The following is a 22,530-nucleotide window of genomic DNA, read 5'->3' as shown; positions in this document are numbered from 1 at the left end:
GTTCAGCCGCACCGACCACCTTCAGGACCCACGCCGCGACATGACGATGAACACAGACGAGCTCAGTCCTCGCCGCAGGCAGACCCGCGCGACGCTCGTGCAGGCGGGCATCGACGTCTTCGCCGTGCGCGGCATCGACGGCGCCTCGATCGAGGAGATCTGCGAGGCCGGCGGACTGACCCGCGGTGCCTTCTACTCGAACTTCTCCAGCCGCGACGATCTGGTGCTCGTGATCGTCGAAATGCGGATCTCGGAGAATCTCGACCGACTCGATGAGACGATCCAGCGATGGACCGAGCGCCTGGCCGCCACAGAGGCGCCGGAGGTCAGGGAGCTGATGACGACGTTCATCGACGACGTCTTCAACGAGAAGAAGCAGACGGTGGCCGAGACGATCGCCGAGCAGGAGATCGAGCTCTACTGCCTCCGGGTCCCCGAGCTCTATGCCCGCTACGTCGAACTCAACGCCTCTCAGCTCGATCGGCTGGCATCCCTGGTGACCACGGCTCTCGACGTCGCGGGAGCCTCGCCGAGGCAGCCGTTGCCGGACTTCCTCACGGTCATCATCTCCGTGTTCAACAGGATCGCGCTCACGGCTGCTGCCGGGCGGCCGATGCACGAGCATGTCGACATCGACCCGAGCCTCATCGTCGAGGTCCTCCTCCACCTCATCGACTTCGCCCCCTGTGAGCCGGACTGAGGTTCAGCCCCTGCGAAGCGGAGTGAGCTTCAGCCCATGCGAAGCGGACTGACTGCTGTGGCCTGAGGCACTAAGGTGGAGGCCGTGAATGAACTCCAGCGCGAATACTCTGCCTTCATCAACAATATGGACGTCCGCCTCGGCGCGTTCGTCCTCGCCGATCTGCCCGAGACCTTCGAGAAGGAGGACGGGGAGACGGTGAAGTTCCCGAAGGACTTCGGCGCGAAGTCCCTGCCGATGCTCGAGCTCTTCGTGCTCTCGAAGTTCCCTGACACGGAGACGATTCTCAAGGCCGAGAACCGACGTTTCTTCGAGGGGCTCATCCGCTACCTCGGCGAGACCTATCTGCGTGCGGTCGGCGGGGTCTGGGATCACGACGAGACGACAGGCAACGGCATGCCGTTCATCCGTCCCGACACCGCGGACGGTCCGGCCGCCGGTGAGCCGATCCCACTCGTGGCGATCGCGCTGACCGCCGTCGATCAGCGCAGCGCCGAGGTGTTCACCGCGGTCCTCGACAAGGCCAGGGAGCAGCTCGGCGGCGACGGTTCGCCGCGACGTCAGTGCACGGGCCTGTCGCTAGGCACGCTCACAGCGGAGAACTCGAGCGAGGAAGAGGTCGAGTTCCTCACCCGCTTCATCGGCACCGTCGAGCCGGGCATCGCTGCATGGACGCAGGAGCAGGCCGATCCCGCCTCATGGGGCTTCGATCGGGAGAGCCTGGCCCGGCTGGGCAAGCAGGTCGCGGTCCGCTACGACTCGCGCGAGGACATGATGACCGAGGAGGAGACGCCGTTCATCGCCGGTGCGATGCGTTTCATCGGCGAGACAGTGCGGCGGATCGGCTTCGGCCAGTGGCGCTACGGCACCGACCTCGAACGCGATGATCCGCGGCAGAAGCAGCCCTACATCCGCTTCGTCATCGGCGATCAGAACCTCGACCTCGTGCCCTGGCGACTCATCCAAGCAGCACTGGAAGACGGGAACGCGATCGCCTCGGCGCTCGACGCCGTCATCGAGATGCGGGAGCAGGAAGCCACCGAGGCGGCCGCGAGCGCAGATGGTTCGGAAGGCTCCGCGGGCTCCGAAGGCTCAAAGGGCGCTGCAGACTCGGACGAGGACTGAGTCGCTCGGATCTGAAAACGACACGGGAGGATCCGTGTCGGGTGGTTCTCGTCAGAGCTGGAAGCTGCGGTTGCCGTGCAGACCCTCGATCGGCGACCCGGGCGCGAGGTCGATCTGCTTGCGAGCCGGGTCGATGCGCACGCTGACTAGGGTTGCTGAACGGTTGCCATAGGTGGCCCCGGGATCAGGAGTGCAGCACACGGGCGCTTCTCCCGGCTCGGTGGTCAGCAGTGTCGTGAGATCGCCGACGGTCACGGGCTGCGCCGTGTCGGCGCGTTCAGCCGCCGCGGCCGATGACGTTCCAGTCGGACCCGCACCACTGTCACGCACCTCGAGCCGTGCCGTCTCGAAGCGCGCGACCGCCTCGGCGAGATGTCGGTAACGGGCCTGAGAGGTCGAGTCCGGGCGCAGTTCGAGCGCCCCGTCGAGCAGATCCGGGTGCAGGAAATGATTCGTGTGGATGAGAAATCCACTGTCACCGACGGCCAGATCCCCACGATCCGCGGCGACCCCACCGTTCCCATCGCTGCCCACGCGGCGTTCGCGTTTGCGGTCACCGGCGATCTCGATCTGGACGGCCGCCTCGGCGGTGATGACCGTGATGATCGACGAGGACGAGGTCGGCGCCGAATGGATGATCTCGAGCGCCTCGGCGAGGGTGTCGGCTTCGGAGAGCACGCGGTCCAGGATCGCGTGGACGGGCACTCCCCCGGGACCGTCGGCGGTGTGCTTGAGGATGTTGAGCAGGACTCCGACGCCTGACTCGTTGAGGCCGATCTTGCCGAGCATCCCGAATTCGGCGATGCCGGCATGGCGGCGCTGACCTGGTACGGCACCGACGTCGTTGATATGCCACAGGGAGGAGAAGTCGGCCGCCCAGTCCCAGTTCTGCGCGGCCACAGAGGCGCCGGGTCGCGTGTAGCTCACGGTCGAGCATTCGGTCGGGGCTGCGGCCGCCTGGGTCATGATCTCGGTGCGGGAGATGATCTCCATGAGCTCGGCGACTTCGATGCCCGCGCCCTCGGCCACGGCCGCGATCTCCTCGGCGGCGGTCGGCGACCACGCCTGCAGACGTTCGAGGCTCGACGTCGCAGCTGTGCGGACGGCCGCCTCGGCGATATTCAGATGGGCGAAGTACCGGCGATAGGCGGCCAGAGTGGACGCGATCCCGGTGCGCAGCTCGGCCCCACGCCGGCGGCCGCGCTCACGATGGTCGGAGGCGCGGACGGCGAAGGTCACCGGCCGGACTTCGGCGGCGGGGACGAATTCGGTGCTCATGTCGACTCCTTCGTCTCGGCTCCTGCCGACTCTAGTTCACTTCTCGCCGGGTCACGATCGCTATCCGGCGGTCGACTCATTTCTCGCCGACCAGGGATCCCACGCCGAGGTCGATGCCGAGGTAGTGCATGTGCGCGGCGGTCTCGGCGAGGGCGGCGAAGAGGTTGAAGTTGTGGAGGCTGTCGAATCCGCGCGACCAGTGCAGGCCCTGGGCGATCGAGTAGACGCTGTGGTCGTCGGTGGCGTCCATGCGGGCGCGGATCTCGTCGAGGCGTTCGTGGTGGTGTTCGACGAGTTCGACCTTGCGGTCGTGGAGGCCGGTGAAGCGGAAGCCGTGGGCGGGCAGCACCGCGACATTCGCGTCGAGTTGGGCCAGCTTCTCGAGTGAGCGCAGATAGTCGCCGAGGCTGTGGGTGATCGCCCCGGAATCGAGGCCGATGTTCGGGGTGATCGTCGGCAGCACGTGATCGCCGGAGAACAGCAGGTCGTCCTCGGGTCGGACGAACGTCGAATGCCCGTAGGTGTGGCCGGGCGTCCACATGGCTGTGAGCGTCCCGTCGGCCAGCGGCAGGTCGGTGCCGTCGTCGAGGACGTGGATCGTCTCCGGCAGTCGGCTCATCGACTGCCGATAGAGGCTCATCGGGTCAGTCGTCTCCCCCGCTTCGGCAGACTTTCCCGTTCTGGCAGATCTTCCCGTTTTGGACGAGCCGACCTGGAGGCTCTCGACCTCGGCCCACCGGTCTTCGGGGACCCCGTAGGCGCGGGCGATGTTGAGGTTCGGGTCGACTCCGGTACCCATGTCGACGGCGTTGGTGTAGAACCGTTTGATCGAGCGCAGGTCCTCGCCGTGCATGGCGACCCACGCGTCCGGGTTCTCGGCCAACAGGGCGGGGACGAGCCCGATGTGGTCACGGTGGTAGTGCGTGATCGCGATTCCGTGGATGTCTGCGACCGTGAAACGCAGGTCGGCCAGCGCCGAGGTGAGCGCCCGGTACTGGTCCTTCCCGTCCCAGCCCGGGTCGATGAGGACGACGCCGGAGCCGTCGGCGATGGCATAGCAGTAGGTGTAGACCAGCGGGTTGTTCGGGATCGGGACCGGAACGGCCCAGACTCCCTCGGCGACCCTTTCGACCGAGGGCAGGACCCGGTCCTTCCACGCCGCCGACTGCCCGGCGCTCAGCGATTCGATCGCCATACGTCTCTCACACCTCTCCGTGGGGCAACTTGTCCGTTGGGTGCAATCTACTCCGTTTCGGCTCATTACTGAAAGGTCATTCGATTTATGGTCGGGGGCAGACGGCAGGCAGACCGGCGGCATGGGCAGCGCAGATGCGGCGTCGCCTCGACTGGCGGGCATCGCAGACGCGGTGTCGCCTCGACGGTGGAATGTCTCCGCCGATCCCCGCGAACGCGACTGATTTCGTCATCTGCGCTTGCTGAAATCGTCGCCCCTGCTTACTGAAATCGTCATCCACGGCAGGTTAACCTACTGATTGATCTCATATTCGGCACACAAGGTTTCGTTTTTCGCAGTCGAAACGCTAAGATCGTGACGCACATCACCGCTGGGCCGATGCTGCGCATCACCCTTGATCCGCATCGTGACTCATGGCCCGGCGGGCGGCACGACTCCAATCGGGAGGATTGATATGGCAGCTTCCGGCTCGCTGAAGCGCAACCTCGGTCTGTGGTCCATCGTCGGACTCGGGCTCGGGTACATGACGCCGACCGTGGTCTTCGATACATTCGGGATCGTCTCCGAGCAGACGGACGGCGCGGTCCCGGCAGCCTACCTCGTCGCTCTCATCGTCATGGTCTTCACGGCCTTCAGCTACGGCAAGATGGTCAAGATCTTTCCGACCGCGGGATCGGCGTACACCTATACGCGTGAGACCATGTCGCCGGCGCTCGGCTTCCTGGTCGGCTGGACATCGCTCATGGACTATCTGCTGCTGCCGATGGTCAACTGCCTCATCATCCGCCTCTACATGGAATCAATGGTCCCGGATGCACCGCCGTGGGTATGGGTCGTCGTCTACACGATCGTGATGACCGGGATTGTACTGTCCTCGATGCGGGGGACGGCGAACCTCAACGGCATCCTCCTCATCTTCGCCATCATCCTGGTCGCCACGTTCTGTGTCCTCGCGATCGGCCAGCTCAACGCCGGCGAAGGAGCAGGCCTGATCATCAGTGCCGACCCATTCATCCACGAGGGTGTCCACCTCGGCGCGGTGCTCACCGGCGCCACCGTCGTCTGCTTCTCATTCATCGGCTTCGACGCGGTGACGATGTACACGAACGAGGCCAAGCATGTCAGCCTCATGCCCAAGGCGATCATGCTCACCGTACTCGCCGGTGGACTCATCTTCCTCGTCGCCGGATACTTCGCACAGCTGCTCTTCCCCGACAACTCGCAGTTCACCATCGTCGACGATCCACTGCCCGAAATCGGCATGCTCACCGGCGGTCACGTCTTCCAGCTCTTCTTCGTCGCTGCCGCCTTTGCGGCCACCGCCGCCTCGGGCCTCGCCTCGCACGCGTCGGTCTCCCGCATGCTGCTGGTGATGGGACGCAATGGCGTGCTGCCGCGCAGGGCCTTCGGCTACATCAATCCGAAGACGCACACTCCGGTGTTCAACATCGTGCTCGTCGGCGCCGTGTGCCTGCTCGCGATGTCCTTCAGCCTCGAGCTGATCTCGGCGCTGATCAACTTCGGTGCGCTCATCGCCTTCACCTTCGTCAACCTCACGGTCATCGCCCACTACGCGTTCCGGACTCGGCAGGTGGTCGACTTCAAGACGACGTTCAGCTATGTGATCATGCCCGCGGTCGGCGCGATCCTCACCGGTGTGCTGTGGGCGAGCCTGCACAGCACGGCCCTCATCGGCGGCCTCGTCTGGCTGGCCATCGGCATCATCTATCTGGCAGTGATGACCCGCGGCTTCCGCCGCTCGGTGCGCAGCTTCGACGACCCCGAGGCCGACGCCCAGATGTCCGAACCCGAAGCGCCCGTCGACAGCTGAGGACGGAACCGATAAAGGCCCTCGCGCAGTCCAGCCGGCGGCCTCGTATGGCGGTCGGTTGCCCGATGCGATTTCGGAGGTGAGCGAAGGGACGCCTACGGCCACTCTCACACGACGAAAACACCCCGAGCTCCGCGCAGATCAGCGGGTCTCGGGGTGTTCCACGTGGCGGAAGCGGTGGGATTCGAACCCACGGTGCGGGGTTGCCGCACAACGGTTTTCAAGACCGTCTCCTTCGGCCGCTCGGACACGCTTCCATCGGTTCACTCTCGGTCGGCACACTCGTGACGACTGGATCGAGACGAACCCGGCCTGCCCGGCGCAGAGCCGAGCCACCATAGTTTCTCACAACCGCATCAGCAACTGCCAATCGCTGGCACCGGCCGCGGATCGGCTCAGTTCTTCTTGCGCTTCTTGTCGATTCGGTTGCGCTTGCGCTCGGTTCCCAAGAGGTCGTCGAAGACCGAACCTGTCGACGAGCCTTCGTTCTGTTCCGACTGCCCGGCGGACTTGTCGACGCCCTTGCCGGACCCTTCGTCATCGTGTGAGCGTTCGCTCCACGTCTTGCCGAGCTTGGGTGCGGACTTCGGCTTGGCCGGCTGCACGTAGTGACCGTTGTTGTCGGCATCCTCGGAGGTGGCGCCGCGGGCAGCGAAGGTTGCGGGCACGCGCTGGACCGGGATCTCCTCCTCCGCATCGTCGGCGAATTCGTCGTCGTCCTCCGGCGGAACCACAGTGGAGTCCTCGACGTCGTCGATCCCTGGATCCGCGGTGGCGTCGACGGTGTTCTCGGCGGTGTCCGCGACCGGCGCAGGATCCGGCTCGGCGTCTGCGGTGACCGGCGCAGACTTCACCTCGACGACATCCGCATCCGCGGCACCGCCCACGTCGGTGTCTGTCGCCCCGGCGGTGGAATCGGTCGCAGTGTCATCCGCCTCGGCGGTGGCATCGGTAGGAGCGGATTCGTTCTCGGCACGGCCGGCTTCATCGCCACTCGAGTGCGCAATCGCGGCGGCGACAGTTCCAGCCGTTCCGCGCGGTGCTGCGGCGACGGACTCCGAATCGGCGGCTGTGGTCTCGTCGGCGGCTGCCGCCGTGGCGAACGCGTCGCTCGGCTCAGCCTCGGCGGACGGACCCTCCGAACGATCCGCACCCTCGCTGCCCGAACCTGCTGCAGCACTGGATGCGGCAACAGCGGAGTCGGCAGCGCGGGAGCCCTCGGGAGCGTTGGAGTCATCGGCCGACGCGGCAGCCTCCTCGGCGCGGGCGGGCTTGCCCTTGAGCACAAGGGTGAGCGTAGCCAAGGGCACGGACAGCCAGTTCGGGCGGTTGCGCAGTTCGGTGACGACCTCGACGAGGAGGCGGTCGACGAGCGCGGCTCGCAGCACCGGATCGCCCAGGCCGACGGATTCGCCGCGAGCACGCGAGTACCCGGACAGCAGCGAGTTCTGCACCTGCGAGGCCCACAGGTATTCGGGCGAATCGAAGATCGCCCGCAGCGCCGACGGATCGTTGCCGAAACCGTTGACGACCAGCGATCCGTCCTCGGAGTCGAGCGCATCGGTGCGCTGCAGGCGGGCGAACCCGGCCGCGTAGTCGATGCTGCGCAGCAGCGCCACCAGGTCGAGTGCCGCCGGCTTCGGGTCCGAATTCGTCGAATCGGTGAACTTCACAACCGAGTAACCGTCCGACGGCGAACTGACCACGTGATCAAGAGTGAGCTCGCCGTGGATCTTCTGCAGGGTGCCGATGGTCTCGAGCCCCTGCACCTTCGCCCGGTGGGCGCGCAGTTCCGACACCAAGGAATCCAGTGCCAGCGGCGCCCTGCCCAGTGCCCAATCGACGCGGTCGATCCACTTGGAGACCAGCTGCTTCGTCGGTTCACCGCTGCCTTCGACGACCCCGAACTCGGCGGCCATGTCCGTGTGGAGTTCGCCGATGCGCCGACCCATCTCTGCGGCGTGAGCGTTGTAGGCTCCGATCGACCCGGAATCAACGGCGCAGACGGTGTCCACAGCCTCCCGCCACGCGGGTTCGGCCTCGACGTCGGCGTGGGAGAGCAGCGCCATCGGCGCCTCCATCTCCTGGACTTCGAACATGTCGTACCAGCGGCCCGAACCCCAACCGATGACCTCGGGCACGCTGCGCGAACCCGCCTCGGTGAGCAGCACCGGGATCGTCAGCGACGACGGCATCCCGTTCTCGAGCACCCGGAAGAAGGACAGCTCCATCGGCTCGTATTCGTCGTGGATGACGACGGTGGACTTGTGCGCACCCGAGTCCGAGACCTCGATCGGACGGATCTCGACGGGCAGCTCTTCGGTCTCCCCCACCGCGAGGTCCGATTTCGACGGCTTCGGTGGGGCCGCCTCGGAGGGGGTGGCATTCGTTCCGTTCGCCGAGGCGGCCGCACCGTTCGCGGTCACCGGGAAGGGCATCGGCGCCCGGTCCCTGGCCTCGGTCTTCTCCTGGCTGTGGCGCAGAGATTCGGTGGACAGCTGCCCGCCGTCGAAGACCTTCCGCTTCGTGATGGCGTCGGCCATGAGGTTGACGAACACGGGATCGGCGGCGCCGTCGTAGACGTGGACGGGACCGAGCGCGAGGTCATCGACGCGGCCGATGAGGGCGTGGCGCAGATGGATGTCTTCGGTGCCGCGCAGGGTCAGTGGGATGTTGAGGCGGCGCAGCGTCGCGCCGTCGCCGACGGAGATCACGGTCACGAGACCCGCAAAACCACCGAGCTCCTCGGCGGTGTAAGTGAACGCGCGGGCCACCGACATCGGGGTGATGTCGGGATCGGTCCCGAAATCTGCCGCGAGCTTGGGAAACCACGGCTGACGAGGTATCCAGCTGGCTAACAGTTGTTCGAGCTCACTGCTGATGGCCATGACGTCTCCTAGAAGGGATTACGGGCATCCTCCATCCAATCATGATAGGGCGTATTCGCGGTTCAGGGCGCACCCGAAACCCGGAAGTCCACAGCGGATTCGGGCTTTCGCGACGGCGGGTGGGGCTGTTCGGAGCGGATGTGCGAGGCGATGCGGGGTGGGTGCGCGGGGCGCCGAGTGCGTCCTTATGTCGATACGAGTTGCCAAATGGCAAGACAGAGGGCGCACAATAGTCTGGTGGTTGAAACAGACATGACATCCCAGAAGCTCACACTCGCCGACGAGGTCGAAGCGGCCGCGTCGCGAATTTCCGAATCCGTCATCCTGTCTCCACTCCAGATCTGCGAGCGGCTGACGGCCGCGACCGGTTCGACGATCTACCTCAAGCGCGAGGACCTGCAGATGGTGCGGTCCTACAAGATCCGCGGAGCCTTCAACTTCATGCTCCAGCTCGACGCGGACGAACGGGCGCGCGGAGTCGTGTGCGCCTCGGCGGGCAACCATGCGCAGGGCTTCGCCCGCGCCTGCAAGGAGCTCGGCATCCAGGGCACGATTTTCGTGCCCAAGACGACACCGAAGCAGAAGATCGAACGTGTCCGCCACTTCGGCGGCGAGCAGGTGACCATCGAGATCGCCGGCTCCACCTACGATGATGCCTCGGCGCTGGCCTACCGCTTCGCCGACCGCAACGACGCCCTCCTCGTCTCTGCCTTCGACGACCGCCGCACCATCGCCGGTCAGGGCACCGTCGCCGCCGAGATCCACTCGCAGCTCGAGACCGATCCGGACTACATCGTCGTGCCCGTCGGCGGCGGCGGAGTCCTCGCCGGAATCGCCGCCTACGCGGCCGAGCGCATGCCGCACACGAAGGTCATCGGCGCCGAACCGGCCGGGGCCGCCTCGATGATCGCAGCGCTGAAGACCGGCCATCCGGTGACCCTGGAGAACATCGACCGCTTCGCCGACGGCACCGCCGTCAAGCGCGCCGGCGCCCTGACCTTCGAGGTCGTGTCCGAACTCGGGCTCGACGTGCGTCCCGTCGCCGAGGGCGCCGTGGCCACGGAGATGCTCGACATGTACCAGGTCGAAGGCATCATCGCCGAACCCTCCGGCGCCCTGGCCTCGGCGGGAATCGGCGGCCCCGACTCCGGCAAGCCGATCACGATCGAGCCCGGGTCGACCGTGGTGTGCCTGGTCTCCGGGGGCAACAACGACATCTCCCGCTACCCCGAGATCCTCGAACGCTCCCTCGTCCACGAGGGCCTCAAGCACTACTTCATCGTCGACTTCCCGCAGGAGCCCGGCGCCCTGCGCCGCTTCCTCAACGAAGTGCTCGGGCCCGAGGACGACATCGCGATGTTCGAGTACGTCAAACGCTCCGACCGCGAGACCGGACCGGCGTTCGTCGGCATCCAGCTCGGCTACGCCGAAGACCTGCCGAATCTGCTCGAGCGGATGGAGGCATCGAACATCGAGGTCGAACGCGTCCACCAGAACTCACCGATGTTCCGGTTGTTCGCCTGAGGGCGGGCCCGGCGGCCAAACGTAGGTCACTATCGGACACTTCTGGGCTCCAGAACTGTCCGATAGTGACCTACGTTTGAGTTGCGGTGTCCGATTGCGACCTAGGTTTGGACAGAAGTGCCCTGTGCCGCTGCCCCGACGTCTCGCGCACCACTGCCCAGACACCCCTGCCCCGCATCGGCGCCACCCACTACAGTGGGGGCATGCGTGCTATCACGATCTCCTCCCCCGGTGACCCCGAGGTTCTGCAGGTCACCGACGAGCCGACACCCGACATCGCCGCCGACGAGGTGCTCGTCCGCGTCCATGCCGCCGGAGTCAATCGAGCCGATCTGCTCCAGCGCCGAGGCTTCTACGATCCTCCGCCCGGAGCGACGACGATCCCCGGCCTCGAGATCTCCGGCACGATCGTCAGCCTCGGCGCCGATGTCACCGGCTGGTCCGTCGGCGACCGTGTCGCCGCCCTCCTCTCCGGCGGCGGCTACGCCGAGTTCGTCCCCGTCCCCGCAGGTCAGCTCCTTCCCGTCCCCGACGGCTTCGACCTCACCGAGGCGGCCGCGCTGCCCGAGGTGCTCTCGACCGTATGGTCGAACATCGTCGGTCGTGGGCACGTGGAGGCCGGCGAATGGCTGCTCGTCCACGGCGGCGGTTCCGGGATCGGTACGGCCGCGATCCAGATCGCGAACCACCTCGGCGTGAAGATCGTCGTCACCGTCGGGTCCGAGCGCAAGGCCGAGTTCTGCCGCAACCTCGGCGCCGATGCCGTCATCAACTACCGCGACGAGGACTTCGTCGAACGCGTCCGCGAGATCTGCATCCACGAGGACGGGACGACCGGGGCCGACGTCATCCTCGACATCATCGGCGCGAAGTACCTCGAACGCAATATCAAGGCACTGAACACCGACGGCCGGCTGGTCATCATCGGCATGCAGGGCGGGACGAAGACCGAGATCAACCTCGGCTGGCTCATGCAGCCGCGCAAATCCGTGTCCGCGACGACCCTGCGGGCGCGGCCGAAGGAGCAGAAGATCGCCATCGTCGCCGAGGTGGCCGACCGGCTGTGGCCGGGCGTGATCAACGGTGACATCCGCCCGATCATCCACGAGACCGTGCCGCTGTCCGAGGCCGCCAGAGCTCATCAGATGCTCGAGGACGGGGCGAACATCGGCAAGGTTCTGCTCATCGTCGATGAGGAAGGTGACAAGGGATGACCGAGAACCCCGAGGACGGTGCAGCGAACCCCGAACGCAGCACCGCGGATGCGGAGTCGGCAGGCATACCCGAGTCCGACCTGACCAGGACCGAGACCGACCGAGCCGAGACCGACCGCGCCGAGAAGGATCAGGCCGATGTGTCGTCGCCGGCGAAGGTGATGCGCATCGGCACCATGGTCAAGCAGCTGCTCGAGGAGGTCCGCAGCACGGACCTCGACGAGAAGGGTCGGCAGCGACTCGCGGAGATCCACCGCCGGTCCATCGAGGAACTCGAGGACGGGCTGTCGAAGGACCTCATCGACGAACTCGAACGCCTCGATCTGCCGTTCGACTCCGCCGACGGCCCGCCCACGACCTCGGAGCTGCGCATCGCTCAAGCCCAGCTCGTCGGCTGGCTCGAAGGTCTCTTCCACGGCATCCAGACCGCGATCATGGCCCAGCAGGCGATGGCTCAACAGGCCGCCGGACGCGGTCAGCTGCCTCCGGGCATGGTCGCACCGGTGATGACTCCGTCCGGCTCTGCGGCAGAAGGGCCCGAGAAGCAGGAGTCGGAGCAGGGCGACCGCGGCACCGGCAACTATCTGTGAAGGGCTTCCTCGCCAGATTCACCAAGGCGGGCCGGTCGCAGCAGGTCAGCGATGACGACCGCTTCGGTACCGGTCTGTGGCGGCACAACCGCGACCGGTTCCTCCGCGCCGTCGACCGCTACTACACGACTGCCCTCGCCCTCCACGAGGCACGCAACTCCGGTGACATTCCCCAGCCCGGCCCTGCCTCGGCGGTGGAGGATCCGAACCCGGCCGATGACGGGAACGGCGGAGCCGCCTCGGCGCAGGAAGAAGGGAACGGCGCATCCACGGACCCGATCGATGTCATCGTCGACGGCACACACCGGCTCAACGCGCTCGTGCCCGTCGTCGACGACATCACCGCGGGCCTGCACGCGGCACACCCGGTGACGGGCCAGATCGTTCCCGGCCCGGTCCGGCGCGCCGTCGGCGACGCTCCGGAACTGCTGACGAAAGCCTCATCGAAGGTCGCCGAGGCGGTGCTGGCCGCATCGATGGCCCGCGCCGAGGCACCGGCCGGGAAGCCGAACGACTCGAGCGCACGCGCGACCGAGCGGTTCATCTCCGATGCGGCGGACCTGTTGGAGCGGGCTCGGGCGGAACTCGCTAGGCTGGAGCGATCATGACTGTGACCATCGGACCGGACCGTCTGCCTCCTGACGACTTCGAACTCGGCCTCGTGGCCAGCGACATCGACGGCACTCTGCTGCTGAACTGGAAGCCGATCTCCACAGCGACGATCGATGCGATCCACCGCTGCCAGGACGCGGGCATCCCCTTCGTCCTCGTCACCGGCCGGCCCATCCGCTGGCTCGCCCCGATCGCCGAGCAGATCCCGGATCTCGGTCGGGTCGTCTGCCTCAACGGCGCCGTCGTCTACGACATCGCTGCGCAGTCCGTCGTCGACGCCCATACCATCGATGCCGACACGATCGGGGAGATCACCTCGGCGATCAGGGCTGCTCATCCCGAGGCCGGATTCGCCTATGAGACGCTCACCGCGGGATTCATCGACCGGGAATTCGCCAACCGCCGATCGCGCGAGGCCCGCGTCATCGATGACGTCACCGAGTTGCGCGGCCAACAGGTCGTCAAGGTGCTCGTGCGGCTGGGCACGAGCGATTCGCAGGCTATGCACGACCTCGTCGACCCGCTTGTCGAGGACACCTGCCACGCCTCGTTCTCCGAACCGGACAACGGACTCGTCGAACTCGCACCGGCCGGGATCACGAAGGCGAAGACGCTTGAGGACCTGTGCGACCACCTCGGCGTGGCCCGGTCGCAGGTGATGGCGTTCGGGGATATGCCCAACGACATCGAGATGCTCTCGTGGGCCGGACATGGAGTGGCGATGGGCAATGCGCTGGGCTCGGTGAAGAAGATCGCCGCGGCCGTCACCGAGGAGGTCGATGAGGACGGCGTCGCCCGCTACCTCAACGCGGTCCTAGACACCCACACCCACCAAACCCCTTAATTGCTACCCGACAGCGGCCCAGCAACCTGGCGCGAGGTATCTGGGCCGCCGTCGGGTAGCAAATGGGGATCAGGGGCGGGTGTTGGTGGAGCCTTCCGCATCGAGGAGGGACTCGTCTAAGTCGAAGTAGTCGACCAACGCAACGGCCAGGCCGTCATCGTCGATCGGGTCGGTGACCACGGAGGCCAGCACCTTGAGTTCGTCCTTCGCCTGACCCATGACGATCGCGTGTTCGGCCCATTCGATCATCTCGATGTCGTTGAGTCCGTCGCCGGCTCCGACGGTGTGCGCGTGGTCCACGCCGAGTTCGGTGGCCACGAGCGAGAGACCGCTGGCCTTCGAGATCCCGTCGGGGGCGATGTCGAGCCAGTTGCTCCAGCCCACGGAATAGCTGACCTCATGGAGACCGAGCGAATCCACGGCGGCGGCGAACTCCTCGGCCGTTCCGTTGACCTCGCGCATGACGATGCGGGTGGCCTGCTTGGTCAGCAGCTCGTCGAAGTCGACGATGTCGAGGGTGTCCGATTCGGCGAGCTCCCCGGCCGGGAACGCTCCCGATGCCCACCTGTGCAGGTCCGGGTCCTCGACGAGGAAGAGCGCGTTCGGCAGTGCCTCGTGCATCTTCTCCAGCGCATCCCGCGGGTCGAAGGAGACCACATGGTGCATCTCCCACCCCAGCGGCAGGTCGGGGTCGAGGCGGACGACGACGGAGCCGTTCGAACACACGACGAACCCGCGCTTGAGCCCGAGGGCATGAACGACCTCGAGCGCACCCGGCAGAGCACGGCCGGTGGAGATGACGAGGTGGTGCCCCGCCTCGGCGAGGCGATCGAGCACCTGCTTCACCGCCTCGGACAGTGATCCGTCGTAGCCGACGATCGTGCCGTCGACGTCGAGTGCGATGAGGTGCGGGGCCAATGTGTCTCCCAACGTGGATGTGCGGTGTCCGTCTCGGTGAGCCTGCATGTTCGACGCTGCGCGTCCTGTGCTGCTGGCCCGGTGCCAGGCGCTCAGCGGCCGACGCTCAGTAGCGCGGTCCCTCCGGTCCCTGTGCGGTCATCCCGCCGAGGTAGGGCCGCAGTGCCGCAGGCACCGTGACCGAGCCGTCCGCCTGCTGGTGGTTCTCCAGGATCGGCACGAGCCAACGGGTGTTGGCCATGGTGCCGTTGAGGGTCGCGACCGGGCGGGTCGCCCCGTCGTGGCGTTCGCGGATCTGCAGGCGGCGAGCCTGGAACGTCGTGCAGTTCGACGTCGAGGTCAGCTCCCGGTAGGTTCCCTGCGTCGGCACCCAGGCCTCGCAGTCGAACTTCCGCGCCGCAGAATCGCCGAGGTCGCCGGCCGCGGTGTCGATGACCCGGTAGGGCAGTTCGCACAGACCGAGCATCTTCTCCTGCAGGCTCAGCATCCGCTCGTGTTCGGCTTCGGCGTCCTCGACCTCGACGTAGGCGAACATCTCGACCTTCTGGAACTGGTGGACGCGGATGATGCCGCGGGTGTCCTTGCCGTACGAACCGGCCTCCCGGCGGTAGCACGAGGAGATTCCGGCGTAGCGCAGCGGCCCATCGGAGAGGTCGATGATCTCGTCCATGTGGTATCCGGCCAGGGGCACCTCGGAGGTGCCGACGAGGAACAGGTCGTCGGCTTCGAGGCGGTAGACCTCGTCGGCGTGCTCGCCGAGGAATCCGGTGCCGCGCATGACCTCGGGACGAACGAGGGTCGGGGTGATGGTCGGGTTGAACCCGGCCTCATCGGCGACGTCGCGGGCGAGGTTGAGCAGGGCCATCTCGAGCTTCGCACCGAAGCCGGTGAGGTAGTGGAAGCGGGAGCCGGAGACTTTCGTGCCGCGGGTGGTGTCGATGGCTTTGAGCTTCTCGCCGATCTCGAGGTGGTCGAGCGGTTCGAACCCGTCGACACTGAAGTCGCGGGGCTCCCCGATGGTCTTCAGGGTCACGAAGTTCTCTTCGCCGCCGGCCGGGATGCCGTCGATGATGAGGTTCGGAACCTTGGACACGAGCTGGTCGAAGGCGAAGCTCGCCTCTTCGGACTCGGCCGACAGCGCCTTCACGGTCTCGGACTTCTGCTTGCCTTCGGCGATGAGTGCGGGCTTGTCCTCTTTGGCGGCCTTCGCGATCTGGGAGGAGAAGGACTTCTGGTCGGCACGGGCGTCCTCGTAGGCGGTGATGGCCGCACGGCGCGCGGAGTCGGCGGCCAGGACGTCGTCGATGAGTTCGACGGATCCTCCGCGAGCCTCCTGCGATGCCTTGAACAGGTCCGGGTTTTCTCTGAGAAGCGCTAGATCGATCACCCCATCAGCTTAACGGCCCGGGCGTGTTTTCGATATTCGGCGCCCTGCCCCGCCGCTGTCGACGGGGCCGCGTCCCACGCCCGGCACCACTCAGCTGACACACGAGGACAGCAGGGTAGATTTGGCACATGACCATCGCGCTCGATCCCCTGATGACCTGGGTCGTCATCATCGGCGCCCTTGTCGTGCTCGGACTCGTGTTCCTCCTCGGTCGCCGCTCCGGTGCCCGCCGCACCCTGAGAACGGTGCGACGCTACTCCCATTCGACGAATCTCTCCGACTCCGACGGAGAGGTCAGCGACTCCGCCCGCTACCGTGCCGCCCTCATCGTCAATCCGACGAAGACGGATGTGCGCAGGCTCGCCTCCACCGCCGAGGCGATCTGCCGTTTCGAGGGCTGGAACCCTCCGCTCGTGCTCGAGACCACCGTCGAGGACTCGGGTGAAGGTGCCGCAACTCGCGCACTTGACGAGGGGGTCGACGTCGTCATCGCCGCCGGCGGTGACGGGACCATCCGCGCGGTCGCCTCGGCGCTGGCGGGCACGTCGACGCCGATGGGCATCGTGCCGCTGGGGACGGGGAATCTGCTGGCCCGCAACATCGACCTCGTCCTCGACAAGACGGAATGGGCTCTGCGCATCGCGCTGTGGGGGCGCAATCGGGAGATCGACGTGGGCACGGCGAAGATCGCCGAGGACGGCGACGCCCATATCTTCACGGTGATGACCGGTCTCGGGTTCGATGCCGCAGTCATGGCCGACACGAGCGATGAGCTCAAAAGCCGCCTCGGCTGGCTGGCCTACGTCGAGGCGGGGTCGCGTAAACTCGTCGGCAGGCCCAGCCAGGTCAAGATCACCTTCGATGACGACTACCGGATCTCGGCCAGGGTCAGGTCCGTACTCGGCGGCAACTGCGGACGCCTGCAGGGCGGGATACAGCTGCTCCCGCAGGCGGTCATCGACGACGGCATGCTCGATGTGCTCATCGTCAGCCCGAAGAACCTCGGCCAGTGGGTCGGCGTGCTCGCGTCGATCGCTGGGCGCAGGGTCTCGCGCGGACTGCACACGAACACGCGCAAGTGCCAGAAGGTCGTCATCGAGGCCGGCGAGGACCTCGACGTCCAGCTCGACGGCGACCCCCTCGGACAGTCCCCCTACCTGGAGATGGAGGTCAGGCCCTCGGCGCTGACCGTCCGCGTGCCGACCGTCGAACAGCGCAAGCAGATCCGAGCCGAAGCCTGGCCCGTGTGAGCTCGGGCAATGCGAAATACCCGCGCCGAGGCGGCCCGGCCGACCCAGCGATTCCGCGCTAATCGCACGGAAGAGTTCCGCCCAGATCAATCGCCCGAATTTACCGATTAGTAGATCACAGGGAGATTACAGAAATTCACCGAGGCGTTACAACATCTCAACCTGAACAAAACGTACAGAAATAGTTGAGAAAATCCTCAGAGCCTAAAATGAGTGCCGTATCACACCCCTCGAACACGAAAATGAAGGCATTCCAATGAAGAAGATCATCCTTGCGCCGGCAGTAGCCCTCGCATTCACCGGACTGGTCGCCGGTCCGGTCGCCGCCGCCGAATCCCCCTCCTCGCAGTCGGCATCGGAACAGAAGGTCGAGAAGCAGAAACTCGAGAAGGAAAAGGCCGAGAAGGCTGCGAAGGCCAAGGCTGAGAAGGAAGCTGCGGAGAAGAAGGCTGCAGAGAAGGCCGAGGCCGCGAAGAAGGCCAAGGAGAAGGCCGCCGCGGACAAAAAGGCCATGGAAGACGCCGCCAAGAAGGCTGCGGACAAGAAGAAGGCCGCCGAGGACAACGCTGACAAGAAGAGCGACGACAGGCCCAAGCCTCCGAAGAAGGTCGATCCGAAGCCCGCGCCTACCCCCAAGGACGAGGACAAGGACACCAAGGACGACGACAGCTCCGAGGACAAGGTCAACCCGATCAACGCCTCGGTGCAGGTGACCTCCGGTGAGGTCACCGCCGAAGAGCTCGCGGACGAGGGTGTCACCGTCAAGGTCACCGGTCTGGAGAAGGGCGACAAGGTCGCGGCGAAGTCCGGCCTGACCGGCCCGTCGACGACGGCTCAGGGCTCGACCGCCACGCTCAAGCTCCACTCCGCCAAGACGGTCACGCAGGAATCCGTGGCCTTCGCCGTTCAGGTGCAGCGCACGGGGACAGCAGCTCAGTCCCTGCCGAGCAGCCTCACCGTCCAGTCCGACAAAGTCGACCCGATCGACGCGTCCCTCAAGGTCTCACCCGAAGAGATCACCGCGGAGGATCTCGCTGACGAGAGCAAGGGTGTCGACGTCACCGTCAGCGGGCTCGAAGAAGGCGATACGGTCAAGAACTCCCTCACAGGTGATACCGAGACCGCCGATGCCGACGGCGCCCTCAAGCTCCACCTTTGGTACGAAGGCAACCCGGACAAACTCGAGGCCGGCAAGGTTCCGTTCAACGTCACGATCAACCGCGAAGACACCGAGTCGAAGTCCCTCAACGGCAACATCAACGTCGTCGACGATACTGAAGTCGACCCGACGGTCAAGGTCGACTCGAAGGAGATCTCCCTCGAGGACTTCAAGAAGGACGGCCTCAAGTTCAGCGGCTCGGGCTTCTCCCCGAACGGCACCATCAGCGTCCAGGGCGAGGCCGTCTCGACGCAGCGAGCTGCGGCCCCGCAGGCCGACGAACTCCGGGCGGACGAAGACGGCAACGTCGAGGGCGCCGTGATCGCACCCGAATCGCTCGAGGCCGGCAAGTACTCGCTGACCTTCATCGACGACGATTCCAAGAAGACGAGTGACCCCGTCGAGGTCACCGTCACCGAGGACGACGCCGTCGACCCGATCGACGCCTCCCTCAAGGTCGATCCCAAGAAGATCACCGCCGAGGACCTCGCGAACAAGGACAAGGGCGTGACCGTCACGGTCTCGGGCGTGAAGAAGGGCGACAAGATCAAGGACTCCCTTACCGGGGAGACCGAGACCGCCGACGCCGACGGAGACTACAAGCTCCACCTCTGGTACGAAGGTAACCCGAAGAACCTCGAGGTCGGCAAGGTTCCGTTCAGTGTCGCCATCGATCGCGAAGGCACCGAGTCGAAGACACTGAACGGCAACATCAACGTCATCGACGATGAAGCCGAAGCCCCCGCCGAGGCGACTCTGAAGGTTTCGCCGAAGACGATCGAGGCCGCGGACTTCGCCAACGACAAGAAGGGCGTGACCCTCGCCGTCGAGAACTGCGAGCCCGGCCAGGACGTTCACTTCGAGGTCAACCCGAAGGGCATCAACGTCACCGCCTACGAGAACACGGTCAAGGCCGATGACGAAGGCAATGCTTCGGTCAACGTCTTCGGAACCTCGTCGAACGCTTCGGCCTACGTCGGTGCATACACCGCGACCGCCACGTGCGGCGATGACACCATGAAGGACTCCTTCACGGTCACCGGCGGCGCCAACGGCGGCGGAGACAACGGCGACAACGGCAATGCCGGAAACGGCAGCGGCGATGACGGCAGCCAGCTGCCTCGCACCGGTGCCGACCTCGGCGGACTGACCACGGGGGCACTGCTCCTCCTCATCGGTGGGGCCGCGATCGCAGTCACCGGACGCAAGAACAAGTTCGGACAGAATCCGATGAGCTTCTGATCTGAAGTCATCGGTCGATCTCGACCGGCGTCGAGGGGCGGTCCAGCGCATGCTGGGCCGTCCCGCTTCGTTGTGTGGCCCTCCCGGCATTGGAGCGCCAGTTCAACGTGAATGGAGAATGAACTCTGCGGCCGAGTCGCACTCAGAGCTGAACAAAATGACCACAACTATGTGTGTGGTGAATGTTTCATTACCGTTACATTCGTAATACTTCACACCCAGCTGTAATTTTCGAAGGAAATACATGAAGAAGCTCGCCCTCGCACCCGCCGTGGCCATCGCCATCACAGGCCTCGCCGCATCCCCGGTCATCGCTGCGCCCGAGGCCCCCGCCTCGATTCCGTCGGCCGATACTCAGCCCGCAGCCAAGCCTGCCTCCCTCCAGAAGGCCTCCAACCCCGCGCAGGCCCAGGCCGACGGCGAAAAGGAGCTCGTCCTCTCCGCCGATACGATCTCGCTCAAGGACTTTGCCGACAAGGGCCTCGGCATCTCCGGCTCGGGAGTCTCTGCGGACACTCAGTTCCAGCTCACCGTGACGCCCACGAGCGGCCAGAACGTCAACACCTACGAAGCATCCTTCCGTTCCGATGGCAACGGCGAGTACGAGACCGGTGTCGGCGGCACTGACAATGAGGCTTTCGTCGGCACGTACGACGTGACCGTGACGAACCTCGACGACAAGAGTGAGACCTTCTCGTCCTCCTTCGAGGTCACCAAGGGCGATGACTCCGACGAGCCGGACGCTCCCGAAGTCGACCCGAAGGTCTCGCTCAACACCGACAAGCTCACCGTCAGCGAATTCGCGAAGAACGGCGTCAAGGTCACCGGCGAAGGCTTCACCTCCGGCGGCAAGGTCACCGTCGTCGGCGGAACCGCACAGTCACCCTTCGCCACCGTCGAGGTCGACGCCGACGAAGAAGGTAAGGTCTCCGCGACTCTGAAGACCGACGGCGACGACGATCTCCCGGCCGGCGACTACTCCGTCTGGGGCGTCGACCAGGAGTCCGAGACCAACTCTGATGCGCAGACCTTCACCATCACCGAAGACGAGACCGAGGATCCGACGACCCCGGCTGCCGAAGCCAAGCTGACCGTCTCCCCCGAGACCGTTTCGCCTGCTGACTTCGTCAAGGAAGACAAGGGCGTCACCCTCGCCGTTGAGAACTGCGAACCCGGCGAGGACGTGCACTTTGTCGTCAACCCCAAGGGCGATTCGAACGTCACCGCCTACGACAACACCGTCAAGGCGGACGACGAGGGCAAGGCCAACGTCAACGTCTACGGCACCAGCGCCTCCAACGCCTCGGCCTACATCGGCGACTACGATGTCACCGTCACATGCGGTGATGACGAACTGACCGGTGACTTCTCGGTCAGCGATGACGCCAACGCCGGTGGCAGCGACGGAAACGACGACGGCAACGGCGACGGCGGAAACGGCGACGACAACGGCAATGGCGGCGGAGGCGACCTGCCTCGCACCGGTACCGAACTCACCGGCCTCGTCGGCGGAGCCGGCCTCCTCCTCATCGGCGGAGTCGCCGTCGCCCTGACCATGCGTCGCAAGAAGGTCGCTCAGGATCCCGCAGAGATCTGAGATCGATGACCTGAGCTCACCCGAGCTCGGCGTCGATTGACCGATCAGCGCCGTTCATCAGCGCATCTGAAAGGAGCGCGAACCCGAACCCGGGTTCGCGCTCCTCTCATCTGTCGAGACATCCTTCTGTCCGGTCGCCTCAAGCGTCATGGCAGGCCGCGACTCCCGGCTCTCAGGCGATGACGCTCGCTTCGACGGATCGGGCCCCACGCACCCGGCGGACGGTGAGCGCGGCCGCCACGGCGATGAGTGCGAACAGGGCGGTCGCGACGATTCCCAGATAACTCGTGTCCACCTCGGGCAGGGCGAACGTCTCCGTCTCTGCCCCCACCTCGACGACTCCCGCGATGACCACCAGGCCCGCGACGACCACGGACAGGCCGGTGATGACGATGTTGTATCTGCGGAAGCGGTTCCTGCCGCGCGATGCCCACCCATAGAGATTCGACATGAACAGACTGTCCGCGGTATCGCACACGGCCATGCCCACAGCGAACAGGAGCGGCAGCGAGAGCGCCAGCGCGGCCGAGGAGCCGGCCGCCGTCGTTCCTGCTGCGATCATCAGACCGATCGTCGCAGCGGTGTCGAATCCGAGGCCGAAGAGCACACCGATGGGAAACATCCGCCGCGGACGATCCACGGCGCGAAGCAGCCGGGCGAAGGCGATCGTCAGCGGCCCGTCGGGCGCCGAACCGGCTTCATCGTCCTTTCGCCGCAAGAGACCGATGAGCGAGACCAGATTGACGATCCCGAAGACGGCGACGACGAACGTCGCGAACGACAACCCCCACAGCCCGAGTCCGAACCGCGCAGCCGAATCCTCGGCAAGCACGAGGTCGCGTGCCAGGCCCGCACCGAAGGCGACGAACACACCGGTGACCACCACGACCGAGGAGTGGCCCAGGGAGAACCAGAAGCCGACGGTACCGGCAGGAGTCCCCTTCGCCGACAGGCGCCGCGTGACGTTGTCGATGGCGGCGATGTGGTCGGCGTCGAAGGCATGTCGGGCTCCCAACAGCACCGCGGTCAGCGCCAGGCCCCACGCCACCGATGGTGCGGTCTCCCGCAGCGAGACGATCACCAGAAACACCCCGATGATCGCGATGCCCGACAGCGTCAAGACGTGGGGAAGCATCGTCCCGTATGCTCGGGTCATGTGTGTCCGGGTCATCTGTG

The 22,530-nt window shown here is 65.8% G+C and carries 17 protein-coding genes and 1 tRNA gene; 11 read left to right on the top strand and 7 right to left on the bottom strand.

Annotated features, from left to right (window positions below; genetic code table 11):
- The first annotated feature begins 40 nt into the window (after positions 1-40).
- Together HK401_RS00170 and HK401_RS00165 are read left to right on the top strand one after the other, a co-directional pair.
- Entirely contained in the window at positions 41-700 is a 660-nt protein-coding gene (locus tag HK401_RS00170) for a TetR/AcrR family transcriptional regulator (RefSeq protein ID WP_258233885.1), read from the top strand.
- Between the two features lie 84 nt (positions 701-784).
- A complete protein-coding gene (locus HK401_RS00165; protein WP_181272653.1) occupies positions 785-1,825 on the top strand; it encodes a hypothetical protein in 1,041 nt (346 codons plus the stop codon).
- A 51-nt stretch (positions 1,826-1,876) separates the two neighbouring features.
- Here HK401_RS00165 and HK401_RS00160 read toward each other — a convergent pair whose 3' ends face one another.
- Together HK401_RS00160 and HK401_RS00155 are read right to left on the bottom strand one after the other, a co-directional pair.
- Positions 1,877-3,103, bottom strand: a complete 1,227-nt coding sequence (locus HK401_RS00160) for a C45 family autoproteolytic acyltransferase/hydrolase (protein WP_181272652.1) — start codon at positions 3,101-3,103, stop codon at positions 1,877-1,879.
- A gap of 76 nt (positions 3,104-3,179) precedes the next feature.
- Positions 3,180-4,298 carry an MBL fold metallo-hydrolase gene (locus HK401_RS00155; protein WP_181272651.1) on the bottom strand — a complete coding sequence of 373 codons (1,119 nt, stop codon included), beginning with the start codon at positions 4,296-4,298 and terminating at the stop codon, positions 3,180-3,182.
- Between the two features lie 454 nt (positions 4,299-4,752).
- Between HK401_RS00155 and HK401_RS00150 the strand changes: the two genes are divergently transcribed.
- Positions 4,753-6,129, top strand: coding sequence for an APC family permease (locus HK401_RS00150; protein ID WP_181272650.1), 1,377 nt, complete (start codon positions 4,753-4,755; stop codon positions 6,127-6,129).
- Between the two features lie 166 nt (positions 6,130-6,295).
- Here HK401_RS00150 and HK401_RS00145 read toward each other — a convergent pair.
- A tRNA-Ser gene (locus HK401_RS00145) sits at positions 6,296-6,386 on the bottom strand.
- A 138-nt stretch (positions 6,387-6,524) separates the two neighbouring features.
- Complete coding sequence (locus HK401_RS00140) at positions 6,525-9,017, bottom strand: maltokinase N-terminal cap-like domain-containing protein (protein WP_181272649.1); 2,493 nt, start codon at positions 9,015-9,017, stop codon at positions 6,525-6,527.
- Between the two features lie 252 nt (positions 9,018-9,269).
- On the opposite strand from HK401_RS00140, the gene ilvA reads away from it, so the two are divergent.
- The 5 genes from ilvA (at position 9,270) to HK401_RS00115 (ending at position 13,801) form a co-directional block, all read left to right on the top strand.
- A complete protein-coding gene (ilvA, locus tag HK401_RS00135) occupies positions 9,270-10,541 on the top strand; it encodes a threonine ammonia-lyase IlvA (RefSeq protein WP_219921657.1) in 1,272 nt (423 codons plus the stop codon).
- A 203-nt stretch (positions 10,542-10,744) separates the two neighbouring features.
- A complete protein-coding gene (locus HK401_RS00130; protein ID WP_181272647.1) occupies positions 10,745-11,755 on the top strand; it encodes an NAD(P)H-quinone oxidoreductase in 1,011 nt (336 codons plus the stop codon).
- Entirely contained in the window at positions 11,752-12,345 is a 594-nt protein-coding gene (locus tag HK401_RS00125; RefSeq protein WP_181272646.1) for a proteasome activator, read from the top strand. The genes HK401_RS00130 and HK401_RS00125 overlap by 4 nt, the downstream gene beginning before the upstream one ends.
- Positions 12,342-12,953 (top strand): hypothetical protein, encoded by a 612-nt coding sequence (locus HK401_RS00120; protein ID WP_181272645.1) that lies wholly within the window; start codon positions 12,342-12,344, stop codon positions 12,951-12,953. Before HK401_RS00125 ends, HK401_RS00120 begins: the two co-directional genes overlap by 4 nt.
- Positions 12,950-13,801 (top strand): HAD family hydrolase, encoded by an 852-nt coding sequence (locus HK401_RS00115; RefSeq protein ID WP_181272644.1) that lies wholly within the window; start codon positions 12,950-12,952, stop codon positions 13,799-13,801. The genes HK401_RS00120 and HK401_RS00115 overlap by 4 nt, the downstream gene beginning before the upstream one ends.
- 69 nt (positions 13,802-13,870) lie before the next feature.
- On the opposite strand, the gene HK401_RS00110 is transcribed toward HK401_RS00115, so the two are convergent.
- Positions 13,871-14,731, bottom strand: a complete 861-nt coding sequence (locus tag HK401_RS00110) for an HAD family hydrolase (RefSeq protein ID WP_258233884.1) — start codon at positions 14,729-14,731, stop codon at positions 13,871-13,873.
- Between the two features lie 94 nt (positions 14,732-14,825).
- Positions 14,826-16,106, bottom strand: coding sequence for a serine--tRNA ligase (gene serS, locus HK401_RS00105; RefSeq protein WP_181272643.1), 1,281 nt, complete (start codon positions 16,104-16,106; stop codon positions 14,826-14,828).
- Positions 16,107-16,234: 128 nt separating this feature from the next.
- On the opposite strand from serS, the gene HK401_RS00100 reads away from it, so the two are divergent.
- The 3 genes from HK401_RS00100 to HK401_RS00090 all read left to right on the top strand — a co-directional run bounded on the left by HK401_RS00100 (position 16,235) and on the right by HK401_RS00090 (position 21,354).
- Positions 16,235-17,356, top strand: a complete 1,122-nt coding sequence (locus HK401_RS00100; protein WP_258233883.1) for a diacylglycerol/lipid kinase family protein — start codon at positions 16,235-16,237, stop codon at positions 17,354-17,356.
- A 256-nt stretch (positions 17,357-17,612) separates the two neighbouring features.
- Positions 17,613-19,757: a hypothetical protein gene (locus HK401_RS00095; RefSeq protein ID WP_181272642.1), complete on the top strand. Its 2,145-nt coding sequence runs from the start codon at positions 17,613-17,615 to the stop codon at positions 19,755-19,757.
- A gap of 244 nt (positions 19,758-20,001) precedes the next feature.
- On the top strand, positions 20,002-21,354 hold the full coding sequence (locus HK401_RS00090; RefSeq protein WP_181272641.1) for an LPXTG cell wall anchor domain-containing protein: 1,353 nt from the start codon (positions 20,002-20,004) through the stop codon (positions 21,352-21,354).
- A gap of 172 nt (positions 21,355-21,526) precedes the next feature.
- Here HK401_RS00090 and HK401_RS00085 read toward each other — a convergent pair whose 3' ends face one another.
- Positions 21,527-22,510 (bottom strand): HoxN/HupN/NixA family nickel/cobalt transporter, encoded by a 984-nt coding sequence (locus HK401_RS00085; RefSeq protein ID WP_181272640.1) that lies wholly within the window; start codon positions 22,508-22,510, stop codon positions 21,527-21,529.
- Positions 22,511-22,530: the final 20 nt, after the last annotated feature.

The organism is Brevibacterium oceani, from assembly GCF_013623835.1.
In the GTDB taxonomy this organism is placed as follows: domain Bacteria; phylum Actinomycetota; class Actinomycetes; order Actinomycetales; family Brevibacteriaceae; genus Brevibacterium; species Brevibacterium oceani.
This window is presented reverse-complemented; position numbering and strand designations above follow the sequence as displayed.